At 68.3% G+C, this 23341-nt stretch carries 20 protein-coding genes; 7 read left to right on the top strand and 13 right to left on the bottom strand.

Features of this window, described 5'->3' with window-relative positions; genetic code table 11:
• Positions 1 to 21: 21 nt before the first annotated feature.
• The 8 genes from purH to hemC all read right to left on the bottom strand — a co-directional run bounded on the left by purH (position 22) and on the right by hemC (position 10680).
• Positions 22 to 1608 carry a bifunctional phosphoribosylaminoimidazolecarboxamide formyltransferase/IMP cyclohydrolase gene (gene purH, locus N825_RS11795; protein ID WP_037451418.1) on the bottom strand — a complete coding sequence of 529 codons (1587 nt, stop codon included), beginning with the start codon at positions 1606 to 1608 and terminating at the stop codon, positions 22 to 24.
• 71 nt (positions 1609 to 1679) lie between these two features.
• Complete coding sequence (locus tag N825_RS11790) at positions 1680 to 3335, bottom strand: heparinase II/III family protein (RefSeq protein ID WP_051512106.1); 1656 nt, start codon at positions 3333 to 3335, stop codon at positions 1680 to 1682.
• A 6-nt stretch (positions 3336 to 3341) separates the two neighbouring features.
• Positions 3342 to 4004, bottom strand: coding sequence for a ribulose-phosphate 3-epimerase (gene rpe / locus N825_RS11785; RefSeq protein ID WP_037451415.1), 663 nt, complete (start codon positions 4002 to 4004; stop codon positions 3342 to 3344).
• 101 nt (positions 4005 to 4105) lie between these two features.
• A complete protein-coding gene (locus N825_RS11780) occupies positions 4106 to 5398 on the bottom strand; it encodes an RsmB/NOP family class I SAM-dependent RNA methyltransferase (protein WP_037451412.1) in 1293 nt (430 codons plus the stop codon).
• Positions 5399 to 5551: 153 nt separating this feature from the next.
• Positions 5552 to 7003, bottom strand: a complete 1452-nt coding sequence (locus tag N825_RS11775) for a heme biosynthesis protein HemY (protein WP_063833749.1) — start codon at positions 7001 to 7003, stop codon at positions 5552 to 5554.
• Entirely contained in the window at positions 7003 to 8874 is a 1872-nt protein-coding gene (locus N825_RS36445; protein ID WP_157619128.1) for a mitofilin family membrane protein, read from the bottom strand. Before N825_RS36445 ends, N825_RS11775 begins: the two co-directional genes overlap by 1 nt.
• 92 nt (positions 8875 to 8966) lie before the next feature.
• Complete coding sequence (locus N825_RS11760) at positions 8967 to 9707, bottom strand: uroporphyrinogen-III synthase (RefSeq protein WP_063833747.1); 741 nt, start codon at positions 9705 to 9707, stop codon at positions 8967 to 8969.
• A gap of 7 nt (positions 9708 to 9714) precedes the next feature.
• The gene (hemC, locus tag N825_RS11755; protein ID WP_051512101.1) at positions 9715 to 10680 is read right to left on the bottom strand and encodes a hydroxymethylbilane synthase; all 966 of its coding nucleotides are present in this window, start codon (positions 10678 to 10680) and stop codon (positions 9715 to 9717) included.
• Positions 10681 to 10855: 175 nt separating this feature from the next.
• Here hemC and N825_RS11750 point away from each other — a divergent pair, with 175 nt between their 5' ends.
• Together N825_RS11750 and tsaD are read left to right on the top strand one after the other, a co-directional pair.
• A complete protein-coding gene (locus tag N825_RS11750) occupies positions 10856 to 11185 on the top strand; it encodes a hypothetical protein (RefSeq protein WP_157619127.1) in 330 nt (109 codons plus the stop codon).
• 52 nt (positions 11186 to 11237) lie between these two features.
• Complete coding sequence (gene tsaD / locus N825_RS11745; protein WP_037451397.1) at positions 11238 to 12308, top strand: tRNA (adenosine(37)-N6)-threonylcarbamoyltransferase complex transferase subunit TsaD; 1071 nt, start codon at positions 11238 to 11240, stop codon at positions 12306 to 12308.
• Between the two features lie 21 nt (positions 12309 to 12329).
• On the opposite strand, the gene N825_RS11740 is transcribed toward tsaD, so the two are convergent.
• Complete coding sequence (locus N825_RS11740) at positions 12330 to 12641, bottom strand: hypothetical protein (RefSeq protein WP_157619126.1); 312 nt, start codon at positions 12639 to 12641, stop codon at positions 12330 to 12332.
• A 621-nt stretch (positions 12642 to 13262) separates the two neighbouring features.
• On the opposite strand from N825_RS11740, the gene N825_RS11730 reads away from it, so the two are divergent.
• The 4 genes from N825_RS11730 (at position 13263) to N825_RS11715 (ending at position 15484) form a co-directional block, all read left to right on the top strand.
• Positions 13263 to 14279, top strand: coding sequence for an NAD(P)H-dependent glycerol-3-phosphate dehydrogenase (locus tag N825_RS11730; RefSeq protein ID WP_037451389.1), 1017 nt, complete (start codon positions 13263 to 13265; stop codon positions 14277 to 14279).
• A gap of 74 nt (positions 14280 to 14353) precedes the next feature.
• A complete protein-coding gene (locus tag N825_RS11725; protein ID WP_037451385.1) occupies positions 14354 to 14644 on the top strand; it encodes a YciI family protein in 291 nt (96 codons plus the stop codon).
• Between the two features lie 62 nt (positions 14645 to 14706).
• A complete protein-coding gene (locus N825_RS11720; RefSeq protein ID WP_037451382.1) occupies positions 14707 to 15120 on the top strand; it encodes an EVE domain-containing protein in 414 nt (137 codons plus the stop codon).
• Positions 15113 to 15484 carry a Rieske (2Fe-2S) protein gene (locus N825_RS11715; RefSeq protein ID WP_037451380.1) on the top strand — a complete coding sequence of 124 codons (372 nt, stop codon included), beginning with the start codon at positions 15113 to 15115 and terminating at the stop codon, positions 15482 to 15484. Before N825_RS11720 ends, N825_RS11715 begins: the two co-directional genes overlap by 8 nt.
• 22 nt (positions 15485 to 15506) lie before the next feature.
• Here N825_RS11715 and N825_RS11710 read toward each other — a convergent pair whose 3' ends face one another.
• Positions 15507 to 15731 carry a hypothetical protein gene (locus N825_RS11710; RefSeq protein ID WP_157619125.1) on the bottom strand — a complete coding sequence of 75 codons (225 nt, stop codon included), beginning with the start codon at positions 15729 to 15731 and terminating at the stop codon, positions 15507 to 15509.
• A gap of 762 nt (positions 15732 to 16493) precedes the next feature.
• On the opposite strand from N825_RS11710, the gene acs reads away from it, so the two are divergent.
• Positions 16494 to 18449, top strand: coding sequence for an acetate--CoA ligase (gene acs, locus N825_RS11705; RefSeq protein ID WP_037451753.1), 1956 nt, complete (start codon positions 16494 to 16496; stop codon positions 18447 to 18449).
• A gap of 224 nt (positions 18450 to 18673) precedes the next feature.
• On the opposite strand, the gene holA is transcribed toward acs, so the two are convergent.
• The 3 genes from holA to N825_RS11690 all read right to left on the bottom strand — a co-directional run bounded on the left by holA (position 18674) and on the right by N825_RS11690 (position 23056).
• Positions 18674 to 19705, bottom strand: coding sequence for a DNA polymerase III subunit delta (gene holA, locus N825_RS11700; RefSeq protein ID WP_037451374.1), 1032 nt, complete (start codon positions 19703 to 19705; stop codon positions 18674 to 18676).
• 42 nt (positions 19706 to 19747) lie between these two features.
• A complete protein-coding gene (gene leuS, locus N825_RS11695; RefSeq protein WP_425423729.1) occupies positions 19748 to 22339 on the bottom strand; it encodes a leucine--tRNA ligase in 2592 nt (863 codons plus the stop codon).
• 102 nt (positions 22340 to 22441) lie between these two features.
• On the bottom strand, positions 22442 to 23056 hold the full coding sequence (locus N825_RS11690) for a DUF3576 domain-containing protein (protein ID WP_245613085.1): 615 nt from the start codon (positions 23054 to 23056) through the stop codon (positions 22442 to 22444).
• Between the last annotated feature and the right edge of the window lie 285 nt (positions 23057 to 23341).

Raw genomic sequence — 23341 nt, 5'->3', positions numbered from 1 at the left:
TGACCCACCGCCGAGACGGATTTAGTGGCGGAAGTGGCGCATGCCGGTCATGACCATCGCCAGGCCGCGCTCGTCGGCGGCGGCAATCACCTCGGCGTCGCGCATCGAGCCGCCCGGCTGGATGATCGCGGTCGCCCCGGCGTCGGCGGCGGCCAGCAGACCATCGGCGAAGGGGAAGAACGCGTCCGACGCCACGACGGACCCGATCGTCCCGGCCTCCGCCCGGCCAGCCGCCTTGGCGGCGTCGGCCGATTTCCAAGCCGCGATGCGCGAGCTGTCGACCCGGCTCATCTGGCCGGCCCCGACGCCGACGGTGGCGCCGTTCTTGGCGTAGACGATGGCGTTCGACTTGACATGCTTGGCGACGCGGAAGGCGAACAGCAGGTCGTTCAGCTCCTCGGCCGTTGGCGCCCGCTTGGTCACCACCTTCAGGTCGGGCAGGCTGATCCGCCCGCTGTCGCGGGTCTGGAACAGGAAGCCGCCCGCCACCGTCCGCACCGTCATGCCGGGAGCCGCCGGATCGGGCATGGCGCCGGTCAGCAGCACGCGCAGGTTCTTCTTGGCGGCCAGGAAGGCCTTGGCCTCGTCATCGGCGTCGGGGGCGATGACCACCTCGGCGAACAGCTTGGCGACCTGCTCGGCGGTCGCCGCGTCCAGCACGCGGTTGACCGCGATGATGCCGCCGAACGCGCTGACCGGGTCGCATTCCAGGGCACGGGCATAGGCCTCGGACAGGCTTTCACCCTCGGCGACGCCGCACGGGTTGGCGTGCTTGATGATGGCGACGGCGGGCCGCTCGAACTCGGCGACCAGCTCGAAGGCGGCGTCCGTGTCGTTCAGGTTGTTGTAGCTCAGCTCCTTGCCCTGGAGCTGGGTCGCGGTCGCGATGCCGGGCCGGCCGTCGATGCCGCTGACATAGAATGCCGCCGCCTGATGCGGGTTCTCGCCATAGCGCAGCGTCTGGCGCAGGCTGCCGGCGACCGTCACGCGGGCCGGGAAGGTCTCGTCGTTCTGGCCGGCGAACCACTGGCTGATCGCCGAGTCGTAAGCCGCCGTGCGGGCATAGGCGGAGGCCGCCAGCCGGCGGCGCAGCGCCAGCGTGGTTGCGCCGTCGTTCGACTCCAGCTCGGTCAGCACCGCCTCGTATTCGGCGGGATCGGTCAGGACCGCGACGAAGCCGTGGTTCTTGGCGGCGCTGCGGATCATCGCCGGGCCACCGATGTCGATGTTCTCGACGCAATCCTCGAAGGCGGCGCCGCGCGCGACGGTCGCCTCGAACGGGTAGAGGTTGACCACCACCAGATCGATCGGCGTGATGCCGTGGGTCGTCATGGCCTCCTGGTGGCTTTCCAGGTCGCGGCGCGCCAGGATGCCGCCATGGACCCGCGGGTGCAGCGTCTTGACCCGGCCGTCCATCATCTCGGGGAAGCCGGTGTGGTCGCCGACCTCGGTCACCGGCACGCCGGCGTCGCGCAGCTGCTGGGCGGAACCGCCGGTCGACAGGATCTCGACACCGCGCGCCGCGAGGGCTTGGCCGAACGGTACCAGACCGGTCTTGTCGGAAACGGAAATGAGGGCGCGGGTGACGCGGACGAGATCGGCGGTCATGACGGGCGGTATCCTGCGAAATACAAGGCCCCCGGCTTGCTATCCGGGGGCATGGCCAAGTTGGGTCTGCTCTAGGGCTGCTGCTTCTTCTCGCGGCGTAGCGCCCATTTGATCACCGTGACATCGGACATGGTGTCGCCGGTGACGACGATCTGGCTGGTCCGGCGCGGCTCATCGCCGTCGCCGAACCCGCCGCCGAGATAGATGCTCTCGGAAACCGCGAAGGTGCCGCCGGTCGCCCGCAGGCGCCACAGCGATCCGCTCGGCAGCCGGAGCAGGGCGGAGTTCCCGTTGGGCGAGACGGTGGCGGTGACACCGGGGTGGAGATGGAAGCGGAGCGCGTAGCCATGTCCGGCGGGACCTTCCAGCTTGTCCTCGCCGCGCAGGTCGTCGCCGTTGTTGGCGAGATACAGCCGGCGCCGGTGCAGCAGGCCGAAGGCGCGGACATAGCCGTCGTGGGTCGCCTCGACCAGGGTCGAGCCATCCTCCTCGATCCGCTCGCAGGTGATCCGGTTGGGCCGGCGGCCCAGGCCACCGTCCTCGAACACCTCCGCCGAATTGGTCTCGGCCACCGCCAGGGTCGAATGGGCCGCCGTCGCGGCCAAGGCGCCGCGCCACGGGCCGAACCGGCTGGGATGGGCGCCGCAGTTGACGATCAGCCGCTCGCGCCCGATCGTCATCTCGAAGCTGAGCGTGCCGGCGTGGGCGTCCTGGTCCAATCCCGGAGGCGGCGCCTTGCCGGTGTCCATCACCACCGTGGTGCGGCCGGCCAGCATCCGCTCGAACCCGCAATGGGGAGCGCTCTTCAACGGGCGGCCGCGCGCGTCGGATTGGGCCAGCACCGTGTCGGTCATGGCCGGATCGCCTTCGCGTCCGCCGTTGAACAGCGCCAGTCCGCCGTCGCCATGGCGGAAGAAGCGCAGCGCCGGGGTCATCCGGTCGATCGCGTGCTGAAGCGCCTCCGGCACCTCGTAGCGGGCCGCGCGCAGCACCGCGCGCAGGTCGATCAGGTGACGCAGCACCTGCATGTGCCGCTCGGGATTGCGCTCGACATGGCCGCCGTCGGGCAGCACCTGGAGCGGCAATTCACGCTCCAGCAGCCGGATGGCGGTGGGCACGTGCTTCTCGCAGCCGGGCAGGCACAGCCCGCCATAGATCAGGCCCTTGATCGCGGTCAGCAACGCGGCACCCTGGAGCGGGCCGGGCGTCACCCGCGCCAGATGGCGGGTCTGGCGCGCCAGGCTCTCGAACACCCTGCCGCGGAAGGCGTCGTCGGCGCTCTGGCAATAGAAGTCGTGCTGGCCGATCCAGTTGGCGATGCGGGAGCCCAGCACGTCGGGAGCCCACGAGGCGTGGTTCCAGCCATGGTTCTGGTCGAGCCAGCCGGCGATCAGCAGGCGCGCCTGCCGGCGCGGCGCGTCGCCGCCGATGGCGCGCAGGTCGCGCAGCCAATCGAAGGCGTTCATCCGCGCGATCCAGGTTGGCCCGAACCCCGCGGGCGGGACCCAGACCGGGTCCTCCGCGTGCATGACCTCGCCGGCGAAGGGGAAGACGCCGTCCATCACGGCGGCGCCCAGGTCGGCGTCGCCAGGCCAGGGGTCGTTGGGAACGGTCGCCAGCCCGGAGACGGGGCGGCCGCCCAGCGTGAGCCCGTACAGTGGATTGCCGAAGGCGAACGCCCGCGCGCCCTGCTTCAGCCAGCTGAAAGTGTCGCGCTGGCCAGTCATCCCGCCTCAGGCACCCCGTAGCCGCTGGATATTGCCGGCATAGGCGTCAGGCCCGCCGGTGAAGGTCGCGGTGCCGGCGACCAGCACATCGGCGCCGGCCTCGATCGCCAGCGGAGCCGTCTCGAAATTGATGCCGCCATCAACCTGCAGGTCGATGTTCCGGCCGCTGGCGTCGATCAGCCGGCGCAGGTGGCGGATCTTGTCCAATTGCGACCGGATGAAGCTTTGCCCGCCGAAGCCGGGATTGACGCTCATCACCAGGATCAGGTCCAGGTCGTTCAGCAGGTAATCCACCGCCGAGACCGGGGTCGCCGGATTGAGCGACACTCCGGCCTTCTTGCCCAGCGACTTGATCAGCTGGATGGTGCGGTGGGTATGGGCGCCGGCCTCGGGATGGACCGTGATGATATCGGCGCCGGCCTTGGCGAAGTCGGCGATGAACGGATCGACCGGCGAGATCATCAGGTGGACGTCGAACACCTTGGCGCTGTGGGGCCGCAACGCTGCCACGACGGCCGGACCGATGGTGATGTTCGGCACGAAATGCCCGTCCATCACATCGATATGGACATAGTCGGCGCCAGCGGCGTCGATCGCGCGCACCTCCTCGCCCAGCCGGGCGAAGTCGGCCGACAGGATGCTTGGGGCGATCAGGGTCGAGTGTCGCATGGCGAAATTGTCCTAAGGAGCCGAAGCTGTCCTACCAAGTCAAGCGGGGTGTGCGCAAGATCACACATGGCTCCCGTGCCGGCGGGGTGGGTTGGTAACGGTTAGGTCGTGCGCTTCAGCCGCGCGATGAAGAAGCCGTCGATGCCGCCCAGCTCGGCCAGCTGGCCGGGCAGCGTGCGGACCTCGCCCCGGTCGTTGATCAGTTCGGCCAAGCCGCCCAATTCGGCGGGATCGACCGGCGAGCGCTCGACCGGCGCTCCGGAGGCCAGCAGGTGGTCGATCCGCTGTTCGCCCTCCTCGGGCTGGAGCGAGCAGGTGCAGTAGATCAGGGTGCCTCCGGGCTTGACCAGATCGACCGCGTGGGCGAGCAGCCTGCGCTGGGCGCTGGCCAGCTTGACGACATCCTCCGGCGTCTTCAGCCGCGTGATGTCCGGGTGGCGGCGGATGGCGCCGGTGGCGCTGCAGGGCGCGTCGAGCAGCACGGCGTCGGCCAGCCGGTCGGGCTTCCACGTGGCGGCGTCGGCGGTCAGCGTCTCGGCCCACAGGTTGACACGTTCCAGATTGGCCGAGAGCCGGCGAAGCCGCCGCTCCGAGCGGTCAAGCGCCGTCACCTCCGCCCCGGCGGCCGCCAACTGGGCGGTCTTGCCGCCCGGCGCCGCGCACAGGTCGTAGACCGTCTTGCCCTTGATGTCGCCGAACAGCTTGGCGGGCAGGGCGGCGGCGGCGTCCTGCACCCACCAGGCGCCCTCGTCGTATCCCGGCAGCTCCGTCACCATGCCGCCCGACGCCCGGCGGATCGTGCCGGTCGGCAGCAGGGTGCCCTCCAGCCGCGCGGCCCAGTCCCCGGGCTCGGTCTTGGGCGTCAGGTCGAGCGGCGCCTCGATCAGGTTGGCCTCGACGATGGCGCGGGTGCGGGGCGTGCCATAGGCGGTCCGCCATGCCAGCCACAGCCAGTCCGGCGTGTTCAGCCGGCCGGCGTCCTGCTTCCGGACCAGATCGGCGCCCTCGCGCGCCATCCGGCGCAGCACGGCGTTGATCAAGCCCTTGTAGTGGTGGAGCCCGCGCCATTCGGCGGTCGCGACCGAGGTGTCGACGGCGGCGTGGGGCGGTGTGTCGAGAAAGACGAGCTGGGCGGCGCCCAGCCTGAGGATGTCGTGGACATCGCCGCGGATCGGATCGACCCGCGTCAGGGAGGCCGCGATCACGGCGTCGACCTGACCCAGGCGGCGCAACACGGTCGCCACCAGCAACCGGACGAAACCCCGGTCGCGCGGCTCCAGCGCGTGCAAGCCGTCGTGCGCGTCGAACGCGTCGTCGAGCGGAATCTTCTTGCGCAGCACCGCCTCGAGCAGATCGAGGGCGGCCCCACGCGCGGCGAGCGAGGTGTCGGTCATGGCGCGCGGTTTAGCGCGCGGCACGGTGCTTGTCGATTCGGAAAAGGCGCTTGGCCGATGCGCGGGGGCCAAAGCGCGGGGAAAACGGTCAACCGGATCACAGCGAGCGCCGAGGGATCGGCGCTCGCGGAAATCGTCGTCTGGCCGGTCGTCTCAGCTCGTCGCTGGCTGCGGCTGCGAGGTGGTGGAGCCTTGGGCCGGGGAACCCTGGCCGGGTGGCGTCACGTCCGAGACCACGGTCGTGGTCGGGGGTGGTGGCGCCGGGGGTTGCGGGGTGGCGGCCGGGGGCAGGCGGTTGGGCTCGGCGATCTGGACGGCGACGCTGGGCTGCTTCCAGTCCATGCTGTCGAACGCGCCGCACTGGCCGCATAGGCTGCGCCACGACTTGGACAGCGTGCCGCACTCCTTGCAGACCCAGATCGGGTCGGGCTCGGCGTTGGCGGCCTTGGCCAGCCAGTCACGCGCGGCGGCGATGTCGCCGTGCTCGGCCTCGGCCAGTTCCGCCAGCATCCGATAGATCTTGTCGCTGGGACGCTCGGCCAGCGCCTTGCTCAGGTGGTTGCGGGCCTCGCCCCACAGCTTGGCGGACATGGCGGCGCGGGCCAGCGCCACATGGCCGTCCAGGTTGTTGGGAGCCAGCGACTGGAGCCGCTCGAACCGCTTGACCTGGGCCAGCGGGTCGCTGTCCTGGCTGATGTCCCGATAGGCGTCGGCTAGTTCCGGATGGGGCCGCGCGGTCCAGGCCTTCTCGATGACCTTGGCGCCCTTGCGGTGCTTGCCGGTGCGCGCCAGCAGACGCGCCAGCCGCGAGGCCGCCGGCGGGAACGAGGGTTCCAGCTTGGCCGCCGACTGGGCATAGCGGAGCGCGTCGTCGTGATGCCCCTCCAACTCGGACTCGTAGCTGCGCTCCAGCAGCAGGGCCGCTCGGTGGTGGCGGCCGGCCTCGGCCGGGAAGGCTCCCGACTTGATGCCGTCCAGCAAGGTCTGCTCGGCCCGGCCCCACTGGGCGGCCCGGGTCTCCAGGTCGAACAGCGTGGTCAGCACCCAGGGCGTCTGCGGCTGCAGCGACTTGGCGCGGCGGGCCAGTTGCAGCGCCTCGGTCTGGTTGCCATCGCGGATCGCCTGGGTCAGCAATCCCCGCACGCCGAGGAAGGCGGTCTCGGGCCGCTCCAGCATGGTCTGGAAATAATGCTCCGCCGCCTTCTCGTCGCCGTTCAGCTGGGCGGCTTGGGCCGACAGCAGCATGGTCAGCGGCGGGTCGCGCAGCATGGTGTCGGCCTCGCGGGCATAGCGCCGGGCGCCGGCGGCGTCACCGGCCGCCACCGCGACCATGCCGCGCGTCAGGGCGCGATAGCCGCGCTCGCGCTTCCGCGCCCTGCTGCGGCGACCCATCATGCCGGGAGCGCCACGCAGGCCGCGCCACAGGCGGTAGCCCAGCGCCGCGACGCCGACAAGCGCCACGATCACCACCAGCAGGATGGCAAAGGAGGTGTTGATGGCATAGCCCATCCAGTCGATCGTGACCGACCCGGGATGCTCGACGAAGTAGATGGCGATCGCGACGACGATCGCCAGCTTGATCAGGAACCAGATCGCGCGGCTCATCACTGGTTGCCTCCGGCTGAACCCGACAGGCGGGCGATGGCCTGACCGGTCAGCAGCGCGCCGGCGTTGTTGGCGGCGAGCCGCGCCTTGGCGGCGTCGATCCAGGGCTTGGCGGCGCTGGCCGGCTCACCGGTCAAGGTCTCGAGCTCGGCGATGGTCCGGTCGAGCCGGCCATCCTTGAGGTGCTGTTCGGCCCGCGCGGTCACCGCCTCGGCGGTGCTGCCCTGGACATCGCCGGCGGTGCGCCGGACGCTGACCAGCGACGATGCGGTCGACAGCGCCTTGTCCCACCATTGCCCGGCGTTACCCGTGGCGATCACCCCGGCGCGCACGATGTCGCCGGCGACCGTGGAGAATTCCTGGTTCAGCTGCGCCTCGGTCGGGATGCCGTCGGCGGCGAACGGCTCGATCGCGCCGAGCGCCTCGACCACCTTCGGATCCCGCAGATCGACGGCGCGGACCGCCGCCAGTTCCCCGGTGAACGGACGCGAGCTTTGCAGCGTGGCGCGAAGCTGGCCGGCGGCCAGCACCAGGGCCTGCGCCTTGCTCTCCTGCGCTTGCCGCAGGTTGACGGCCTCCGCCACCTGGGTGGCGCGGTTCGCCGTGTTGTTGATCTCCTGGGCGAGGCGGTTGGCCTCCTGCTCCAGGCCGGCGACGCTGTCGCGCAGTCGGGCGATCGCCTGACCCTGCTGCTGGTCGAGCGTGCCGACCTTGTCCTCGATGCCCTGGACACGGTCACGGACCTGCGCCAGCGCCTGAAGCTGCTGCTCGATCGGAGCGACTCGGGCGTCGAGCGCCTGGCGGTCGACACCGGCCGGGTTCTGCGGCCGCTGTTCCAGCGCGCCGATCCGGCCGGCGAGCTGCTGGACACGCTCCTGGACGATCGATTCGACCTGGGCCTGATCGACGCCGGCCGGCGCCGCCTGACCGCTCGGTTCGCCGCCGGTTTGGGCGGGAGCCTGGGCGCTGGTTTGGGCCTGGGTCGTCTCGGACAGGCGTTGCTCCAGCTGGGCGAGGCGGTCCGCCAGGGGAGCCGTGTCGCCGCCGCGCGAGGAGAGCTGCTGGACCCGCTGTTCCAGCGACGTGACCTGCTGGGACAGGGCGCCGCCAGTGCTCGGCGGCCAAACCTGCGGGATGACCTTGGGTCCCCACATCGGCGCGGTCACGGCGGCGCCGGTTCCGGCCAGGGCGAGCAGGATCGCGAAGGTCGCCAGACCCTTGCCGCCGCCCGAGGAATGCGCCGGTTCCGGCGTCCTGATCGGGTCGGGGTCGCGGTGGATCGGCTCTCCCGTCGCCAAGCCGGCGGAGGGCTCGCCGGTCGTGGGCTCGCTAGCCGTGGTCTCGCTGGTCTTCCCAGTCATTGTTTCTGACCCCGTGGTTTCAGATCCGGTCGAGGTGGCGGAGGGCCGCTCATAGCTGCGGGCGCCGCTCCACGGCATCGCGGCGGCGGTGCTTCTCGTGGAGGGAGTGTCGCTTGGCGCCGTGTCGGACGCGGGGGTGTCCAGCGCCGGGGCATCGGCGGGCGGCAGGTCCGGCGAGACCCGTTCCGGCGTCACGATGCCGATCGGCGAGGAGTCGTCGGCGGTGCGCTCGTCGACCGGCGCGGCGGCGTCGAGTTCCGACTGGTCCAGCGTTATCTTGTGGCGGCCGGCGGCGGTCAGCAGGTCCGGGTGGCGGGCACTCGGGATCGCCCCGCGCTTCTTCCATCCCTGAACCGTGGTGACCGGCATCCCGAGCTTGTGGGCCATGGGGCGGATGCCGCCGAACTTCTCGATGATCCTCTCGGCCGCGGAGCCGGTCGGGTTGGTGCCGTCGGACGGGTCCGGCACGGTCGGGTCGTTATCCGAATGATCGGGGGGACGGGGACTCATGAGCGGCCTTCTCGTATTCCCTGGGGGCGTTTATCGTTGAGCTGAGATTTTTTGAACGGTTCTTGACGGTCGACTTTGGTGGGATGCCAACGTCACACCGGGGGACTCCGGGCGGGTGCCGCGAGAAGATCGAGCAGAGCCGCCTGATCCGGCCGCCGCGCGGTGACGACATCGCGCCAACACACCGTACGTACGGCGTCACCAACCGCTTCGCTGAGGCACACAGCCAGGATCCCGCCGAGCCGATCGGTCAGTCCCGCTTTGCCAACAACCTTAACAAAGCTTTGCGCCGTCCGGGGAGAGAAAAACAGGGCTGCGTCGATTGTACCGGCGTACAGGGCTTGAACCGTCTCGGGCAAGAGTCCCGAGGCCGGTTCCGCCGCGTACAGCACGTGACGCTCGACCGTGAAGCCGGCGGCGCCCAGTTCTCCCGCCAGATCGCCGGCGACGGCGCTGCCGGCCGCGTGGAGCAGACGTCCAGCTCCCGGGTCCAGCCGGTCGATCGCCAGCTTGGCCAAGCTCTGGACGTCGCCTTTGGCGCTCTCCACCCGGATGAAGCCGTCGTCCAGCGCAGCTCGGGCGGTCGCGTCGCCGACCGCAAGCACCGGGAGGTCGCGCCTCGTCGTACGCGCGGCGGTTGCTCGTACGCCATTGGCGCTCGTGCATAACAAGGCTTGTACGCCGGACAGGTCCAGCGGCGGCCCCGGCAGGTTCCGTATTTCCAGCAATGGCTGCACCATCGCCTCGAAGCCGCGCCGGGTCAGTTCGGCGGCCAAGGCCTCGGCGTCGTCGCGCGGGCGGGTGATCAGGATGCGTTGGAGCTTCCCCGTCACGATCCGCTCATGCCACGAAGAAGTCGGGCGGCATCAGGCTCTTCAACTCCTCGCCGGCGTCGCGCCCCATCGCCACCGCGTCGGCCGCCGAACCGGACCGCTTCGTCGTCAGCACGCGCGAGCCCGCCGGATCGGCGACCATCGCCTCCAAGCTCAGCGCGCCGGCCGCGTCCAGCACCGCCAGCCCCGCGATCGGCGTGCGGCATGAACCGTCCAGCGCCGCCAGCAGGGCGCGTTCCGCCGAGACCCTGACCATGGTCGTCGCGCAGTTGAGCGGTTCCAGCAGGGCGTTGGTCACCTCGTCGTCCGATCGGGTCTCGATCCCGATGGCGCCCTGGGCCACCGCCGGCAGCATGACGTCCGGCTCCAATACCGACGTGATCCTGTCGGTCATGTCGAGCCGCTTCAGGCCGGCCAGCGCCAGCAGGGTGGCGTCGACATCGCCGTCCGCCAGCTTGCGCAGCCGCGTCTCCACATTGCCGCGGATCGGCACCACCTTCAGGTCGGGACGGCGCGACAGGACCTGGGCCTGCCGCCGCAGGCTGGCGGTGCCGACCACGGCGCCTTCCGGCAAGTCGTCGAGATGCTTGGCGACGTTGGAGAAGAAGGCGTCGCGCGGGTCCTCGCGTGGCAACAGGCAGCGGATCTCCATGCCGTCGGGCAGCCAGGTCGGCACGTCCTTCATGGAGTGGACCGCCAAGTCGATGGTGCCCGCCGCCAGGGCCTCCTCGATCTCCTTGGTGAACAAGCCCTTGCCGCCGGCCTCCATCAGGGTGCGGTCCTGGATTCGGTCGCCGGTGGTCTTGATGACCACGATCTCGATCGCGTCGGGAGCCGCCAGCGCGGCGTGGGCCGCCGCCAAGCGCGCTCGGGTCTGATGGGCCTGGGCCAGCGCCAGCGGACTGCCGCGCGTGCCGATTCGCACTGGGATTCGCACAGGAGATCGCCCTTGGTTAGCAGCCAGGTTGTTCATTGGTTTTCTTTAGGACGTTATGAAGTTCCGCGGAAGTCCCCACATGAGCTTGGATGGCGCAAGTGGAAAGTCCGTTGGTATAGGGGCTTTTAGGCTATATGTCTCGCGATCCGGTTGCCGCGGTGCGGTGGGACGCGATGATTGAGGGCGGGGGATGATAACGGAACGGAGGCAGGTGATCTTCTCGAACGAGGCGGTCCGCGAGGCGGTCCAGTTGTTCGCGACGGCGCATCCGGACAAGATGCCGCACGGCCAAGTCCGCCGGGTCTGGACGTCGCCCGATCCCGATCTGTGCCTTCATGTCCAGATTGAAAAGATCGGCGGCCGCGACCTTCATGAAATAAGGTTTGGCCAGGACAAGATAGCGGCCTTCCTGATCCTGTTCTGCCGCAAGAACAAGATCCCGCTGCCCCGATCGGCCGAGAAGTTCCTGGAGATCGAGAACGGCTGCCTTTCGCTGGTGATCACCAAGCGCATCATGGCGCTGACACCGGCGCGTCCTTGAGCATCCGGTGCCGGTGTCATGATCCGCCGTTCGTAAAGATGATGGTATCTCAATGATAGTCCTGGGTATCGAGACCAGTTGCGACGAGACCGCCGCCGCCGTGGTCACCGACCGGCGCGAGATCCTGGGCGATGTCGTGCTGTCCCAACTCACCGACCATCGCCCCTATGGCGGCGTCGTGCCGGAGATCGCGGCGCGCGCCCATCTGGACCACTTGGACGGCCTGATCCGCCGCGCGATGGACGAGGCCGGTTTGGGTTTCGACCAACTCGACGGTGTCGCCGCGACCGGTGGGCCGGGCCTGATCGGCGGGGTGATCGTCGGCGTGATGACGGCCAAGGCGATCGCCGCCGTGCGAGGATTGCCGTTCATCGCGGTCAATCACCTGGAAGGCCACGCGCTGACCGCCCGGTTGACCGACCCGGCTCCGGAGGGGCTGTCTTTCCCCTACCTGCTGCTGCTGGTCTCGGGTGGACATTGCCAGATCCTGGCGGTGGAGGGCGTGGGGCGGTATCGCCGGCTCGGCACCACGATCGACGACGCGGTGGGCGAGGCGTTCGACAAGGCGGCCAAGCTGATGGGCCTGGGCTATCCGGGGGGACCCTTGCTGGAGCGCGCGGCCGAGGGCGGCGACGCCAGCCGGTTCGACCTGCCACGCCCGATGAAGGGCCGTCCCGGCTGCGACTTCTCGTTCTCCGGCCTCAAGACGGCGGTGCGCAACCGCCTGAGCGAGTTGCCGCCGGGGCCGTTCGACCCGATCGACATCCGCGATCTCGCCGCCAGCTTCCAAGCCGCGGTCGGCGACGTGATGGTCGACCGCTGCTCCCGCGCCATGGCCCAATTCCGCGCCGAGCACCCGACAGGCGATACCCTGGTGGTGGCGGGTGGTGTCGCGGCCAACAAATACCTGCGGGCGCGCCTGACGGCGCTGGCGGACAAGCAGGGCTTCCGCTTCCAGGCTCCTCCCCTGCGCTTGTGCACCGATAACGCCGTGATGATCGCCTGGGCCGGTCTGGAGCGGCTTAGACTGGGCGACACCGACGGCCTCGACTTCGCCCCCCGCCCCCGCTGGCCCCTTGACCCGACCGCCCGGAAACCGGACGGCAAGGGAGCCAAGGCTTGAACCGGTGATCAAAAGCCTGGATCAGGTATTCGGGCGATTTATCTTGACGGAGATGATGTCGACCATGTGGATTGAACCCTCATGGTCGCTGCCATCGGCGAGCCGGACCGGGTTCTTGGGCAGGGCCAATTTGTACCGGTAGAGCACCGCGATCAACTGGTTGGCCGATCGACCACGCCGCGTGATGGAGTAGCAAGGCTCATCATCGATCAGATGAACCCGACCCGGCCGGTCGGGCGATTGTATCGCATGTGAGATCGCCGAGAACATCATGTTCAGCTGACCGTGACTCATGGGCTGTAGTGGCGGCATCCCGACGAGTGTTGGAATCATGTCGAGCGTCGTCCAAGTTCTTGCCTGAGCAATTCCGCCAAAGCCGCGTCAGCGAAGCGCGCAGTTCGGGATCGTCCATGCCGGCTGGATGAACTTCGGGATCACGCTTCTCCCAGGAATCGAGCTCTTCCCAACTCGGATAGCCGAGCGAAGCGTATGTGTCGGTGGACTCCCTCGCGTTCGCCAAATCCAAACGCCCATCGTTCCCAGTGGCGAAGAACGCGTCGACGGCCTCCTTCGCGAAGCGGCGGAGTTCTGGGTCATCCGGCTCGACAGGGTGGAACTCAGGCTGCGTCACTTCGTAGGGGGCGAGCTTGTCCAAATCCGATGAGGCGGGCCCCAAGCATCCCTCGGTGGATGAACCCAGCTCTGATGGCCCAGCAGCGCGCGGGAAGACTCGCCGACCTTCGCCTGAATTCTCCCGAGTCCCTTGGACCGTCGCCATGAAGAGCGCTCTCCCGCGTACCGATCCAAAACTCTATCCGAAATCGTGAGCCCGCGCCACGGCTCTACCATCGCATGACGATGTCGGCGTCGCGCGCTTGGGGAACCGCAACCCGGTTGCCATGGCGTCGCCGCTCCCGTAATGACAGCGGCATCCGTCACCCAAGGGAAACCGTCATGACCGTCGCCGCCGTTCAGCCTTTCGCCAGCGTTGGCGTGATCGGCGCAGGCGCGTGGGGCACCGCGATCGCCCTGGCGGCACGGCGGGCGGGGCGCCGGGCCACGCTGTGGGCGCGCGAGCCGGATGTGATCGACGCGATGCGCCGGGACCGGGAGAACACGCGCTATCTTCCCGGCATCCCGCTCGACCCCGACCTCCAATTGACCGCCGATCTGGCGGAAGCCGCGGCGGCCGACGCGCTGATGCTGGTGACGCCGGCCCAGCACCTTCGGGCGGCCTGCCAAAGGCTGGAGCCGCTGACAAGGCCGGGCACGCCGGTGGTGCTGTGCGCCAAGGGCATCGAGCTGGCGACCGGCGACCTGATGAGCGAGGCCGCCTCGGCCGCTTTGCCCGGCCGGCCCATCGCCGTGCTGTCCGGTCCGACCTTCGCCGCCGAGGTCGCGCGCGGCCTGCCGACGGCGGTCACGCTGGCGATCGCGGACCAGGAGCTGGGCGCCCGTCTGGTCGAGACCTTGGGCAGCCGGTCCTTCCGCCCCTACCTGTCGGATGACGTGACCGGCGCCCAGATCGGCGGCGCCGTCAAGAACGTGCTCGCCATCGCGTGCGGCATCATCGCGGGCCGCCGGCTGGGCGACAACGCCCGGGCGGCCCTGATCACCCGCGGGCTGGCCGAGATCAGCCGATTGGGACTGGCGCTGGGCGCCCGGCCGGAAACCCTGATGGGGCTGTCCGGGCTTGGCGACCTGACCTTGACCTGCACCAGCCTGCAGTCGCGCAACATGTCGCTGGGCGTGGCGCTGGGCGAGGGACGGCCCCTGGCCGATATCCTGGGCGAGCGCCATTCCGTCGCCGAGGGGGTCCACACCGCCGCCGCCGTTGGAGCGCTGGCCGCCCGCCATGGGGTGGACATGCCGATCTGCCAAGCGGTCGACTCGATCCTGAACCAGGGCGCCGATATCGACGCGACCATCGCCGCCCTGATGGCTCGGCCGTTTCGAATCGAGGGCCGGTAGGGTAAGACTACGGACCGTCGGTCGAACGGCCGGCGGTCAAACACGGACGGCCAACCACAGGGGAGGAATCGAACATGCTGTACATCATCGATTGCGCCGACAAGGCCGGCAGTGGCGACATCCGGGCATCCAACCGCACCGCCCATCTGGCCTATCTGGAGAGCTTCGGCGACAAGGTCTTCGCGGCGGGACCGACGTTGACCGACGACGGCAGCGCCATGACCGGCAGCGTCCTGATCGTCGAGTTCGACGACCGCGCCGCCGCCGAGCGCTTCTGCGCCGACGATCCCTATGCCAAGGCGGGTCTTTTCGAGTCCGTGACGATCCGCCCCTGGCGCAAGGTCCTGCCCAAGTCGCCGGCTTGACGCCACGACAGGACACACACCCGAACCCGACGCGAAACCAAGACTGAAGACCCGAGGCGGCGATGGCCTACTGGCTGGTTAAATCCGAGCCCTTCAAATATTCCTGGGACCGGATGGTCGCGGATGGCGTCACCCATTGGGACGGGGTCCGCAACCACCAGGCATCCAACAACCTGAAGGCCATGCGCCTGGGCGATCGCGCCTTCTTCTACCATTCCAACGATGGGCTGGAGATCGTCGGCGTGGTCGAGATCGCCCGGGAGTATTATCCCGATCCCAGCGACGCCGCCGGCAGGTTCGGCATGGTCGACGTCAAGCCGGTCATCGCCGTCGAGACGCCCGTGACACTGAAACAAATGAAGGCGGATCCGGAACTGGCCGACATGGCGCTGATCCGCCAGTCACGCCTGTCGGTCTGTCCGGTCACCGAGGCGCAGTGGAGTCATATCACCCGATTGGCCGGCATCGATGCCTGAACACGGGGAGCCGGAGCCGCTCTGCGATCTGACGGAGATCCCCGACGGCACCGGTCGGGGTTTCACGCTGCGCCAGTCGGGCGGGACCGAGGCGCCGCTCGACGTGGTCGTGGTCCGCCAAGGGGATCGCGCGTTCGGCTATGTCAATTCATGCCCGCACGCGCGGTCGCCGCTGGACTGGACGCCGGATCGCTTCATGAGCCTGGATGGCCAGCATATCCAATGCGCCACCCATGGCGCGCTGTTCCAGGTGGAGGACGGGCTTTGCGTCCAAGGCCCCTGTGTCGGCCGGTCGCTGACGCCCATTCCGACAAGGGTCGAGGGCGGCCGGGTCATCGTCGTCCCGAACCGCCCCCGTCGATGACCTGCTTCCGTGACGATCCGTCTCAGCGCGCATCCGGCAGGCTGGCCGCGAAATCCTTGGTGGAGTGGAGCACGCGCCGCGCGATGCCGCGCAATTCCTCGGCCGCCGCCGCGTAGCCCTTGCCGTCGTGGGGCAGGGCTCCCAGGACGGCGTCGATCGTCATCATGCTCGTCCGATTGCTGATCTGGCTCAAGCGGCCGACGCCATCCGCCCGGTTGTCCACTCCGCCGTCAGCGCCAATGTCCATCGCCATCCCACCGCCCCGTTCTCATCGTCCCGTTGCACGACACCAGCCACCGCCGCTCAACGTTAGATGAAGAGCCGTTAACGCTGGGTAAATGTTGCCAAAGCGGAACGTCCCGCACGCCTATCCCGTCAGGACAGGGGAAGCGGCACCTTGCGACTTATTGTCCATAGCCAAACCCACGAACCGCGTGATCGCGCGTCGTTGGCGAGTAGACCGCTTCGCAAGTGGAAAGACCACTCCCGTAACCGGCCGCTCCGCAAGGAAAAGATCCGCGTTTCGGGCATATGGAAGCACGTGGCGGAGCGACATGATCCATACAATAATCATGGTAATACCAAGGGTATGATTAGGCAGGGTTCATGGGGGCGGGCAAATACCATCATGCGAAGGTGATGGCTGTCTTCCACGCCTTCTTGGGGTGGATCCTTGGACATGGGGCATTCGCCAGCCCCTTCGGGTTCTGCCGCCACTCCGATCATTTGCGCGATTCAACGCGTGAATTCGGATCTGCGGAATCGCGACCGACCCACCGCCACTGGCTTGAGGTAGATCAATGACTGAAAAAGGCGTGGCGCATATAAATCGTCAAGCGAGTTTTCACGGCCCGAGAGCCTCGCGCGGGGCACCGCGCGCTTCGCCCGAGTGGCTTGTTAAAGCTGGGCGGCTGTGGATAATCACTTGCTAACCGTGAGGTTACCGGATCGATTGTTGCAAAATCGGCCGTCAACAGTAACCAGAATGAACCGGGGGAACCGCGAGCCCATGAACACAACGCCGAACACGACTCCCAGCACCTTCCCGCCTCCCGAAGCTGTTGCGAAGTCGGCCTGGGTCGATGCCGAAGGCTACACCCGGATGTACGAGCAGTCGGTCAAGGATCCGGAGGCTTTCTGGGGTGAGCAAGGCAAACGCCTGGACTGGATCCGTCCGTACACCAAGGTCAAGGATGTCAGCTTCACCGGCGACGTCCACATCCGATGGTTCTACGACGGCACGCTCAACGTCAGCGCCAATTGCATCGACCGCCATCTGGCCGACAAGGCCGATCAGACCGCCATCATCTGGGAAGGCGACAACCCGGCCGAAAGCAAGCACATCACCTACCGCGAACTGCACGAGCAGGTCTGCCGGCTGGCCAACGTGCTCAAGGCCAAGGGCGTCAAGAAGGGTGACCGGGTCACCATCTACCTGCCGATGATCCCCGAGGCCGCCTACGCCATGCTGGCCTGCGCCCGGATCGGCGCCATGCATTCGATCGTGTTCGGCGGCTTCTCGCCGGACAGCCTGCGCGACCGTCTGGTCGACTGCGACAGCCATCTGCTGATCACGGCCGACGAAGGCCTGCGCGGCGGCCGCAAGGTTCCGCTGAAGAAGAACGCCGATGTCGCCCTGGCCGCGTCGCCGAACGTCCGGACCCAGCTGGTGGTTCGCCGCACCGGCGGCGCGGTCGATTGGACCGAGGGCCGCGATTTCTGGTACGACGAGGAGATCGCCAAGGTTTCGGCCGATTGCCCGCCGGAGGAGATGAGCGCCGAGGACCCGCTGTTCATCCTCTACACCTCCGGCTCGACAGGCAAGCCCAAGGGCGTGCTGCACACCACCGGCGGCTATCTCGTCTACGCCTCGATGACGCACCAGTACGTCTTCGACTACAAGCCGGGCGAGGTCTATTGGTGCACGGCCGATGTGGGTTGGGTCACCGGCCACTCCTACATCGTCTATGGCCCACTCGCCAACGGCGCCACGACCCTGATGTTCGAGGGCATCCCGAACTATCCCTCCGTCTCGCGCTTCTGGGAAGTGGTCGACAAGCACAACGTCGCGATCTTCTACACCGCGCCGACCGCCATCCGCGCGCTGATGCGCGAGGGTGAGGCGCCGGTCAAGAAGACCAGCCGCAAGTCGCTGCGCATCCTGGGTTCGGTCGGCGAGCCGATCAATCCCGAGGCTTGGCTCTGGTACAATCGCGTGGTCGGCGACGAGCGCTGCCCGATCGTCGACACGTTCTGGCAGACCGAGACTGGCGGTATCCTGATCTCGCCGCTGCCCGGCGCCACGACGGCCAAGCCCGGTTCCGCCACCCTGCCGTTCTTCGGTGTTCAGCCGGTTGTCGTGGACAACGACGGCAAGCTGCTGGAAGGCGAGACGGAGGGCAACCTGTGCATCGCCGACAGCTGGCCCGGCCAGATGCGGACGGTGTTCGGCGACCATGTCCGGTTCGTCCAGACCTACTTCTCGACCTTCGAGGGCAAGTATTTCACCGGGGACGGCTGCCGCCGCGACGCCGATGGGTACTACTGGATCACCGGCCGCGTCGACGACGTGATCAACGTGTCCGGCCACCGCATGGGCACCGCCGAGATCGAGAGCGCGCTGGTCGCCCATCCCAAGGTCGCCGAGGCCGCGGTCGTCGGTTACCCGCACGACCTCAAGGGACAGGGCATCTACGCCTATGTCACGCTCAACGCCGGCGAACACCCGAGCGACGAGCTGCGCAAGGAGTTGGTGACCTGGGTCCGCAAGGAGATCGGTCCGATCGCGACGCCGGACCTGATCCAGTGGGCTCCCGGCCTGCCGAAGACCCGTTCCGGTAAGATCATGCGCCGCATCCTGCGCAAGATCGCCGCGAACGAGCACGAGGCCCTGGGCGACACCTCCACGCTGGCCGACCCCGGCGTCGTCCACGATCTGGTCGACAGCCGCATGAACCGCGGCTGACATCCGCCGTCGAACGCGGGGAGGGGAAGGGGGGCTCCGGCCCCCCTTTTCGTTGCCGGACCGCTTGGAGGCCATACCGATCACGGCTCGCGCCACCGGTACGGAATGCTAATCCACCGCTGATGAAACAACTAATCCGGTTGGTTCGTCGATCCACCCGACCTACGGCCACCGTCGTCAATCGATGAAAAATTGGCCGGTCGAATGCGTCCGCCTTCGCCGTCTCAGCGCCGACTCCGCGCCAGCACCGCCAGTTGGAAGAAGGCGCGGGCGCAGATGGTTTCATCGGGCATGTTGGTGCGTTTGCAGTCGGCTTCGGCGTCGGTTAGGCGGTCCAGGCCCTGGCGCAACCCGGCGGGTGTCCAGCGCCTCACTTGGGCGGTGAACTGGTTCTTGACCTTGAAGAACAGGGGTGGGCGCAGGCTCGCCACCGCGCGTTCGACCGACTCGCCGCGCTCGACCTGGGCCACGACCAGTTGCAGGCGCTGGAAGTGGCGCTGGGCGGAGCGCAGGATCGGCACCGGGCTCATGCCTTCCGCGAACAGCCGGCGCAACGCCCGGTCGACACCGGCGAAATCGCCGTCGCCCGCCGCCCATGACGGCGCGTCCATCTCCAGGGCGCCGCTGTCACCGATGCAGGCCTGGGCGTCCTCCAGCTCGACCCGCCTGCCTCCCTCGCCCATATAGGTCACCAGCTTCTCGATCTCGCCGCGCGCGACCATCCGGTCGCCCACCAGGCTGCTGGCGAGGAAGTCGCGGGCGTCGGTGCTGACGGTCAGCTTGTGGGCGGCCAGCATGTTTCCGATGGTCTCGCCCAGCGCCGCCTCGTCCTCGACATAGCAGGGGATCGGAGCGCCGGTATCGGCGTTCTCGAACAGCGCCCGCAGCTTCGACCCCTTGGACAGGTCGCCGGCCTCGACCACGACCATGCTGTCGCCACTGGGCATCGATCCGAACAGCGAGGCGAAGGCGCCGGTGACGCCATCGTCGGCGTCGCGGATCCGGATCAAGCGCCTGCCGCCGGTCAGCGCCATCGACGCCACCTCGTCGGCCAGCCGCGCCGGGTCCTTGGCGATCGCCGAGCCGAGCAGGTCGACCACCCGGAACGGGTCGTGCTGGTCCGGGCAGACGCCGCGGGCCACGGTATCGGCGCGTTCCCGCACCAGACCGCTGTCGGGACCGTAGAACAGCACCGCCCTGACCTGGGGGTCGGGGCGGCGGACAAATCCCTCGATCCTGCCGGCCGGGACCTTCACGCCCGACCCCCGGCGCGCGGACGGGCGGTCACGCGATCAGGCTCACACCACCACATTGACGATGCGGTTGGGCACGTGGATCAGCTTGCGGATCGTCTTGCCGTCGATCGCCCGCTGGACGTTGGCGTCGGCCAGCGCCGCCGCGCGCGCGACCTCCTCGCTGGCGTCGCGTGGCAGCGGAATCGAGGCGCGCAGCTTGCCATTGACCTGGATCGCCACCACGACGCTCTCGTCCACCACCAGCGCCGGATCGGCCTCCGGCCACGGCGACTCGGTCAGAAGGGTGGCATGGCCCAAGCCCTGCCACAGCTCCTCGCCCAGATGCGGCATCATCGGGCCGATCAGCTTGACCAGCGTCTCGAAACCCTCGCGCAGCACCCAGTCCTCGCCGGCGCCCTTGCCGTCGAGATCGGAGAGCGCGTTGGTCAGCTCGCGGACCCGCGCCACCGCCTTGTTGAAGCGGAACTTCTCGACGTCATCACCCAGTCCGTCGATCGTCTTGTGGACGATCCGGCGTACCGCCTGACCCTTGTCCGAGATCGTGGCGGGCACGGGAGTCCCGGCCGCCGCCAGCGGCACCACCGGCTCGGTGATCAGGCGCCAGACGCGCGCGGCGTAGCGCCAAGCGCCGTCGATGCCCGACTCGGTCCATTCCAGGTCGCGCTCCGGCGGGCTGTCGGACAGCAGCAGCAGCCGCATGGTGTCGGCGCCGTAGGTGTCGATGATGTGCTCCAAGCCGACGACGTTCTTCTTCGACTTGCTCATCTTCTCCAGGCGGCCCGCCTCGACGGACTCGCCGGTCTCGCGGCTCACCGTCTGGCCGTCGCGCTGCTCGACCTCCTCCGGGTAGAGCCACTTGCCGGCTTGGTCCCGGTACGTGGCGTGCGTCACCATCCCCTGGGTCATCAGGCCCTCGAACGGCTCGGCGACGCTCAGGTAGCCGCAATCCTTCAAGGCGCGGGTGAAGAAGCGGGAGTAGAGCAGGTGGAGCACGGCGTGCTCGACACCGCCGATATACTGGTCGACCGGCAGCCAGTAATCCGCGGCGGCGCGGTCGAACGCGGTCGTCGTGTCGTGCGGCGAACAGAAGCGCGCGAAATACCACGAGCTTTCGAAGAAGGTGTCGAAGGTGTCGGTCTCGCGTCGGGCCTCGCCCCCGCAGGTCGGGCAGGTCGTATGCTTCCAGGTCGGGTGATGGTCCAGCGGGTTGCCCGGCTGGTCGAAGCTGACATCGGTCGGCAGCTCGACCGGCAGATCCTGTTCCGGAACCGGAACGATGCCGCAGGTGGCGCAATGGATCACCGGGATCGGGCAGCCCCAATAGCGCTGGCGGCTGACGCCCCAGTCGCGAAGGCGGTAGATCGTGGTGCCCTCGCCCTTGCCGGCGGCCTCCATGCGCTCGATCACGGCGCGCTTGGCGGCCTCGACCTCCAGGCCGTCCAGGAAGTCGGAGTTCCGCAGGTGGCCGGGACCCGTGTAGGCCTCCGCGCCGACCTGGAAGCTGGCCGGGTCGCTGTCGTCGGGCACCACCACCGGCAGCACCGGCAGGCCGTATTTGCGGGCGAAGTCCAGGTCGCGCTGGTCATGCGCCGGGCAGCCGAAGATGGCGCCGGTGCCGTATTCCATCAGGACGAAGTTGGCGACGTGGACCGGGACCGTCCGCCCCTCGACGAAGGGATGGATCGCCTTCAGCCCGGTGTCGAAGCCGAGCTTCTCCGCCGTCTCGATCGCCGCCTCGCTGGTGCCGATCCGGTTGCACTCCGCGATGAAGTCGGCCAGGGCCGGGTTGTCGGCCGCCAGGCGCGCCGCCAGCGGATGGTTGGGCGAAACCGCCACGAAGCTGGCGCCGAACAGGGTGTCGGGCCGCGTCGTGAAGACCTCGATCTTCTCCTGCTCATTCACCAAGTCGAAGGCGAAGCGCAGGCCGGACGACTTGCCGATCCATTTCTCCTGCATGGTCCGGACCTTGTCCGGCCAACGCTCCAGCTTGCCGATGGCGTCCAGCAACTCGTCGGCGTACTGGGTGATCTTCAGGAACCACTGGCTCAGCTTGCGCTTCTCGACCGGGGCGCCGGAGCGCCAGCCGCGCCCGTCGATCACCTGTTCGTTGGCCAGCACGGTGTTCTCGACCGGGTCCCAATTGACCCAGCTCTCCTTGCGGTACGCCAATCCGGCGTTCAGGAAATCCAGGAAGATCTTCTGTTCGTGGCGGTAGTATTCCGGCGCGCAGGTCGCGATCTCGCGCGTCCAGTCATAGGCCAGCCCCAGCGTCTTCAGCTGGTCGCGCATCGTGGCGATGTTCTGGTAGGTCCAGGTCGCGGGATGCACCTTGTTGGCGATGGCGGCGTTCTCCGCCGGCAGGCCGAAGGCGTCCCAGCCCATGGGATGCAGCACGTTGAAGCCGCGCGCCCGTTTGTAGCGCGCCACCATGTCGCCGATCGCGTAGTTGCGGGCGTGGCCGACATGGAGCCGTCCCGACGGGTACGGGAACATCTCCAGCACGTAGTATTTCGGCCGGCTGGGATCCTCGTGGGCGACGAAGCTGCCCCGTTCGTCCCAGATCGCCTGCCACTTGGCCTCGGTTTCCTTGGAATTATACCGCGACATCCAACATCCCTCACCGCGCCCAGACATCCCCAGCGGGGTGGACGACGCACATCACCAAATCATTATCGTCGGCTCCGGCCGAACGTTCCCTCCGGAGCCCCACCCGAAACCCGTCTTCCGCCGAAAAACCTAGCGGCTGTCGGCGGTCTGCGCGATCCGCATCTGGCGCGCGCGGGTCAGCACGGTATCCTCCAGCTTGCTCGCGGTCTCGGTGCTCACGCCCGAGTCGCGCCAGTCGCCGCCGTTCGGTCCCGTGCCCGTCCGCTGCTGGCGGAAGACGCTGACCCGCACCCCGTCGGCGCGAAGCTGGCGGTCCAGGATGTAGAGGTTGACCTTGAAGCGCTCGTTCGGCGTCTCCGGCGGGGAGTACCAGTCGGTCAGGATGACGCCGCCGAACGGATCGGCCGACACGATCGGCATGAACGCCAGCGTGTCGAGCGAGGCGCGCCACAGGAAGCTGTTGACGCCGATACCCTGGGCGTTCTGCGCGTCCTGATCGGCGCGGCGCGGCCCCAGCAGGGTGAATCCGCCCTCGCCGCCAAGCAGGCTGCCATTGCGGTACCGCTTGTCCTCGTCCGGATCGGGGAACGTCGCTTCCGGCTTGATATTGCCGCAACCGCTCAGCAACAGCGTTGCGCCGAGCACGCCCAGCAGGACGGCGGCCGACTTGCGTCGGGATGATGCCTCCGGGGCGGGGATCGTCCGGGCGGTGATATGCGGAAATCGAGCCATTTTGTCTGACATCTCTGCGGTTCGGGCGCCGGAAATTAGACCAAAGGCCGGTGCGAGCGCAAGCGATCGGTCGTTCGGGGAGCCACGGGGGGACGGGATTCGCACGTGGATACGCGGGTCAAGCCCGCGCATGACGATAAGGGGAGCGGGCGGTTCTTGGCCGGTCGATCGCTTGGCACCATCGCCGATCGACCGCTTGATGAACCGATGCCCCCAACACGTCATGCGCGGGCTTGACCCGCGTATCCACGTGCTAATCCCGATGATGCGGCGGAGACCAAGCGTATCCGGTTGTCA

Source organism: Skermanella stibiiresistens SB22, from assembly GCF_000576635.1.
GTDB classification, from domain to species: Bacteria; Pseudomonadota; Alphaproteobacteria; order Azospirillales; family Azospirillaceae; genus Skermanella; species Skermanella stibiiresistens.
Note: the sequence above shows the minus strand (reverse complement) of the source record. Positions and strands in the feature narration are given on the sequence as shown.

Coding starts and splice junctions, on each gene's coding strand:
- purH (WP_037451418.1), bottom strand. CDS start 1,608: ATGACCGCCGATCTCGTCCGCGTCACCCGCGCCCTCATTTCCGTTTCC.
- N825_RS11790 (WP_051512106.1), bottom strand. CDS start 3,335: ATGACTGGCCAGCGCGACACTTTCAGCTGGCTGAAGCAGGGCGCGCGG.
- rpe (WP_037451415.1), bottom strand. CDS start 4,004: ATGCGACACTCGACCCTGATCGCCCCAAGCATCCTGTCGGCCGACTTC.
- N825_RS11780 (WP_037451412.1), bottom strand. CDS start 5,398: ATGACCGACACCTCGCTCGCCGCGCGTGGGGCCGCCCTCGATCTGCTC.
- N825_RS11775 (WP_063833749.1), bottom strand. CDS start 7,003: ATGAGCCGCGCGATCTGGTTCCTGATCAAGCTGGCGATCGTCGTCGCG.
- N825_RS36445 (WP_157619128.1), bottom strand. CDS start 8,874: ATGAGTCCCCGTCCCCCCGATCATTCGGATAACGACCCGACCGTGCCG.
- hemC (WP_051512101.1), bottom strand. CDS start 10,680: ATGAACAACCTGGCTGCTAACCAAGGGCGATCTCCTGTGCGAATCCCA.
- tsaD (WP_037451397.1), top strand. CDS start 11,238: ATGATAGTCCTGGGTATCGAGACCAGTTGCGACGAGACCGCCGCCGCC.
- N825_RS11740 (WP_157619126.1), bottom strand. CDS start 12,641: ATGATTCCAACACTCGTCGGGATGCCGCCACTACAGCCCATGAGTCAC.
- N825_RS11730 (WP_037451389.1), top strand. CDS start 13,263: ATGACCGTCGCCGCCGTTCAGCCTTTCGCCAGCGTTGGCGTGATCGGC.
- N825_RS11725 (WP_037451385.1), top strand. CDS start 14,354: ATGCTGTACATCATCGATTGCGCCGACAAGGCCGGCAGTGGCGACATC.
- N825_RS11720 (WP_037451382.1), top strand. CDS start 14,707: ATGGCCTACTGGCTGGTTAAATCCGAGCCCTTCAAATATTCCTGGGAC.
- N825_RS11715 (WP_037451380.1), top strand. CDS start 15,113: ATGCCTGAACACGGGGAGCCGGAGCCGCTCTGCGATCTGACGGAGATC.
- N825_RS11710 (WP_157619125.1), bottom strand. CDS start 15,731: ATGGACATTGGCGCTGACGGCGGAGTGGACAACCGGGCGGATGGCGTC.
- acs (WP_037451753.1), top strand. CDS start 16,494: ATGAACACAACGCCGAACACGACTCCCAGCACCTTCCCGCCTCCCGAA.
- leuS (WP_425423729.1), bottom strand. CDS start 22,339: ATGTCTGGGCGCGGTGAGGGATGTTGGATGTCGCGGTATAATTCCAAG.
- N825_RS11690 (WP_245613085.1), bottom strand. CDS start 23,056: ATGTCAGACAAAATGGCTCGATTTCCGCATATCACCGCCCGGACGATC.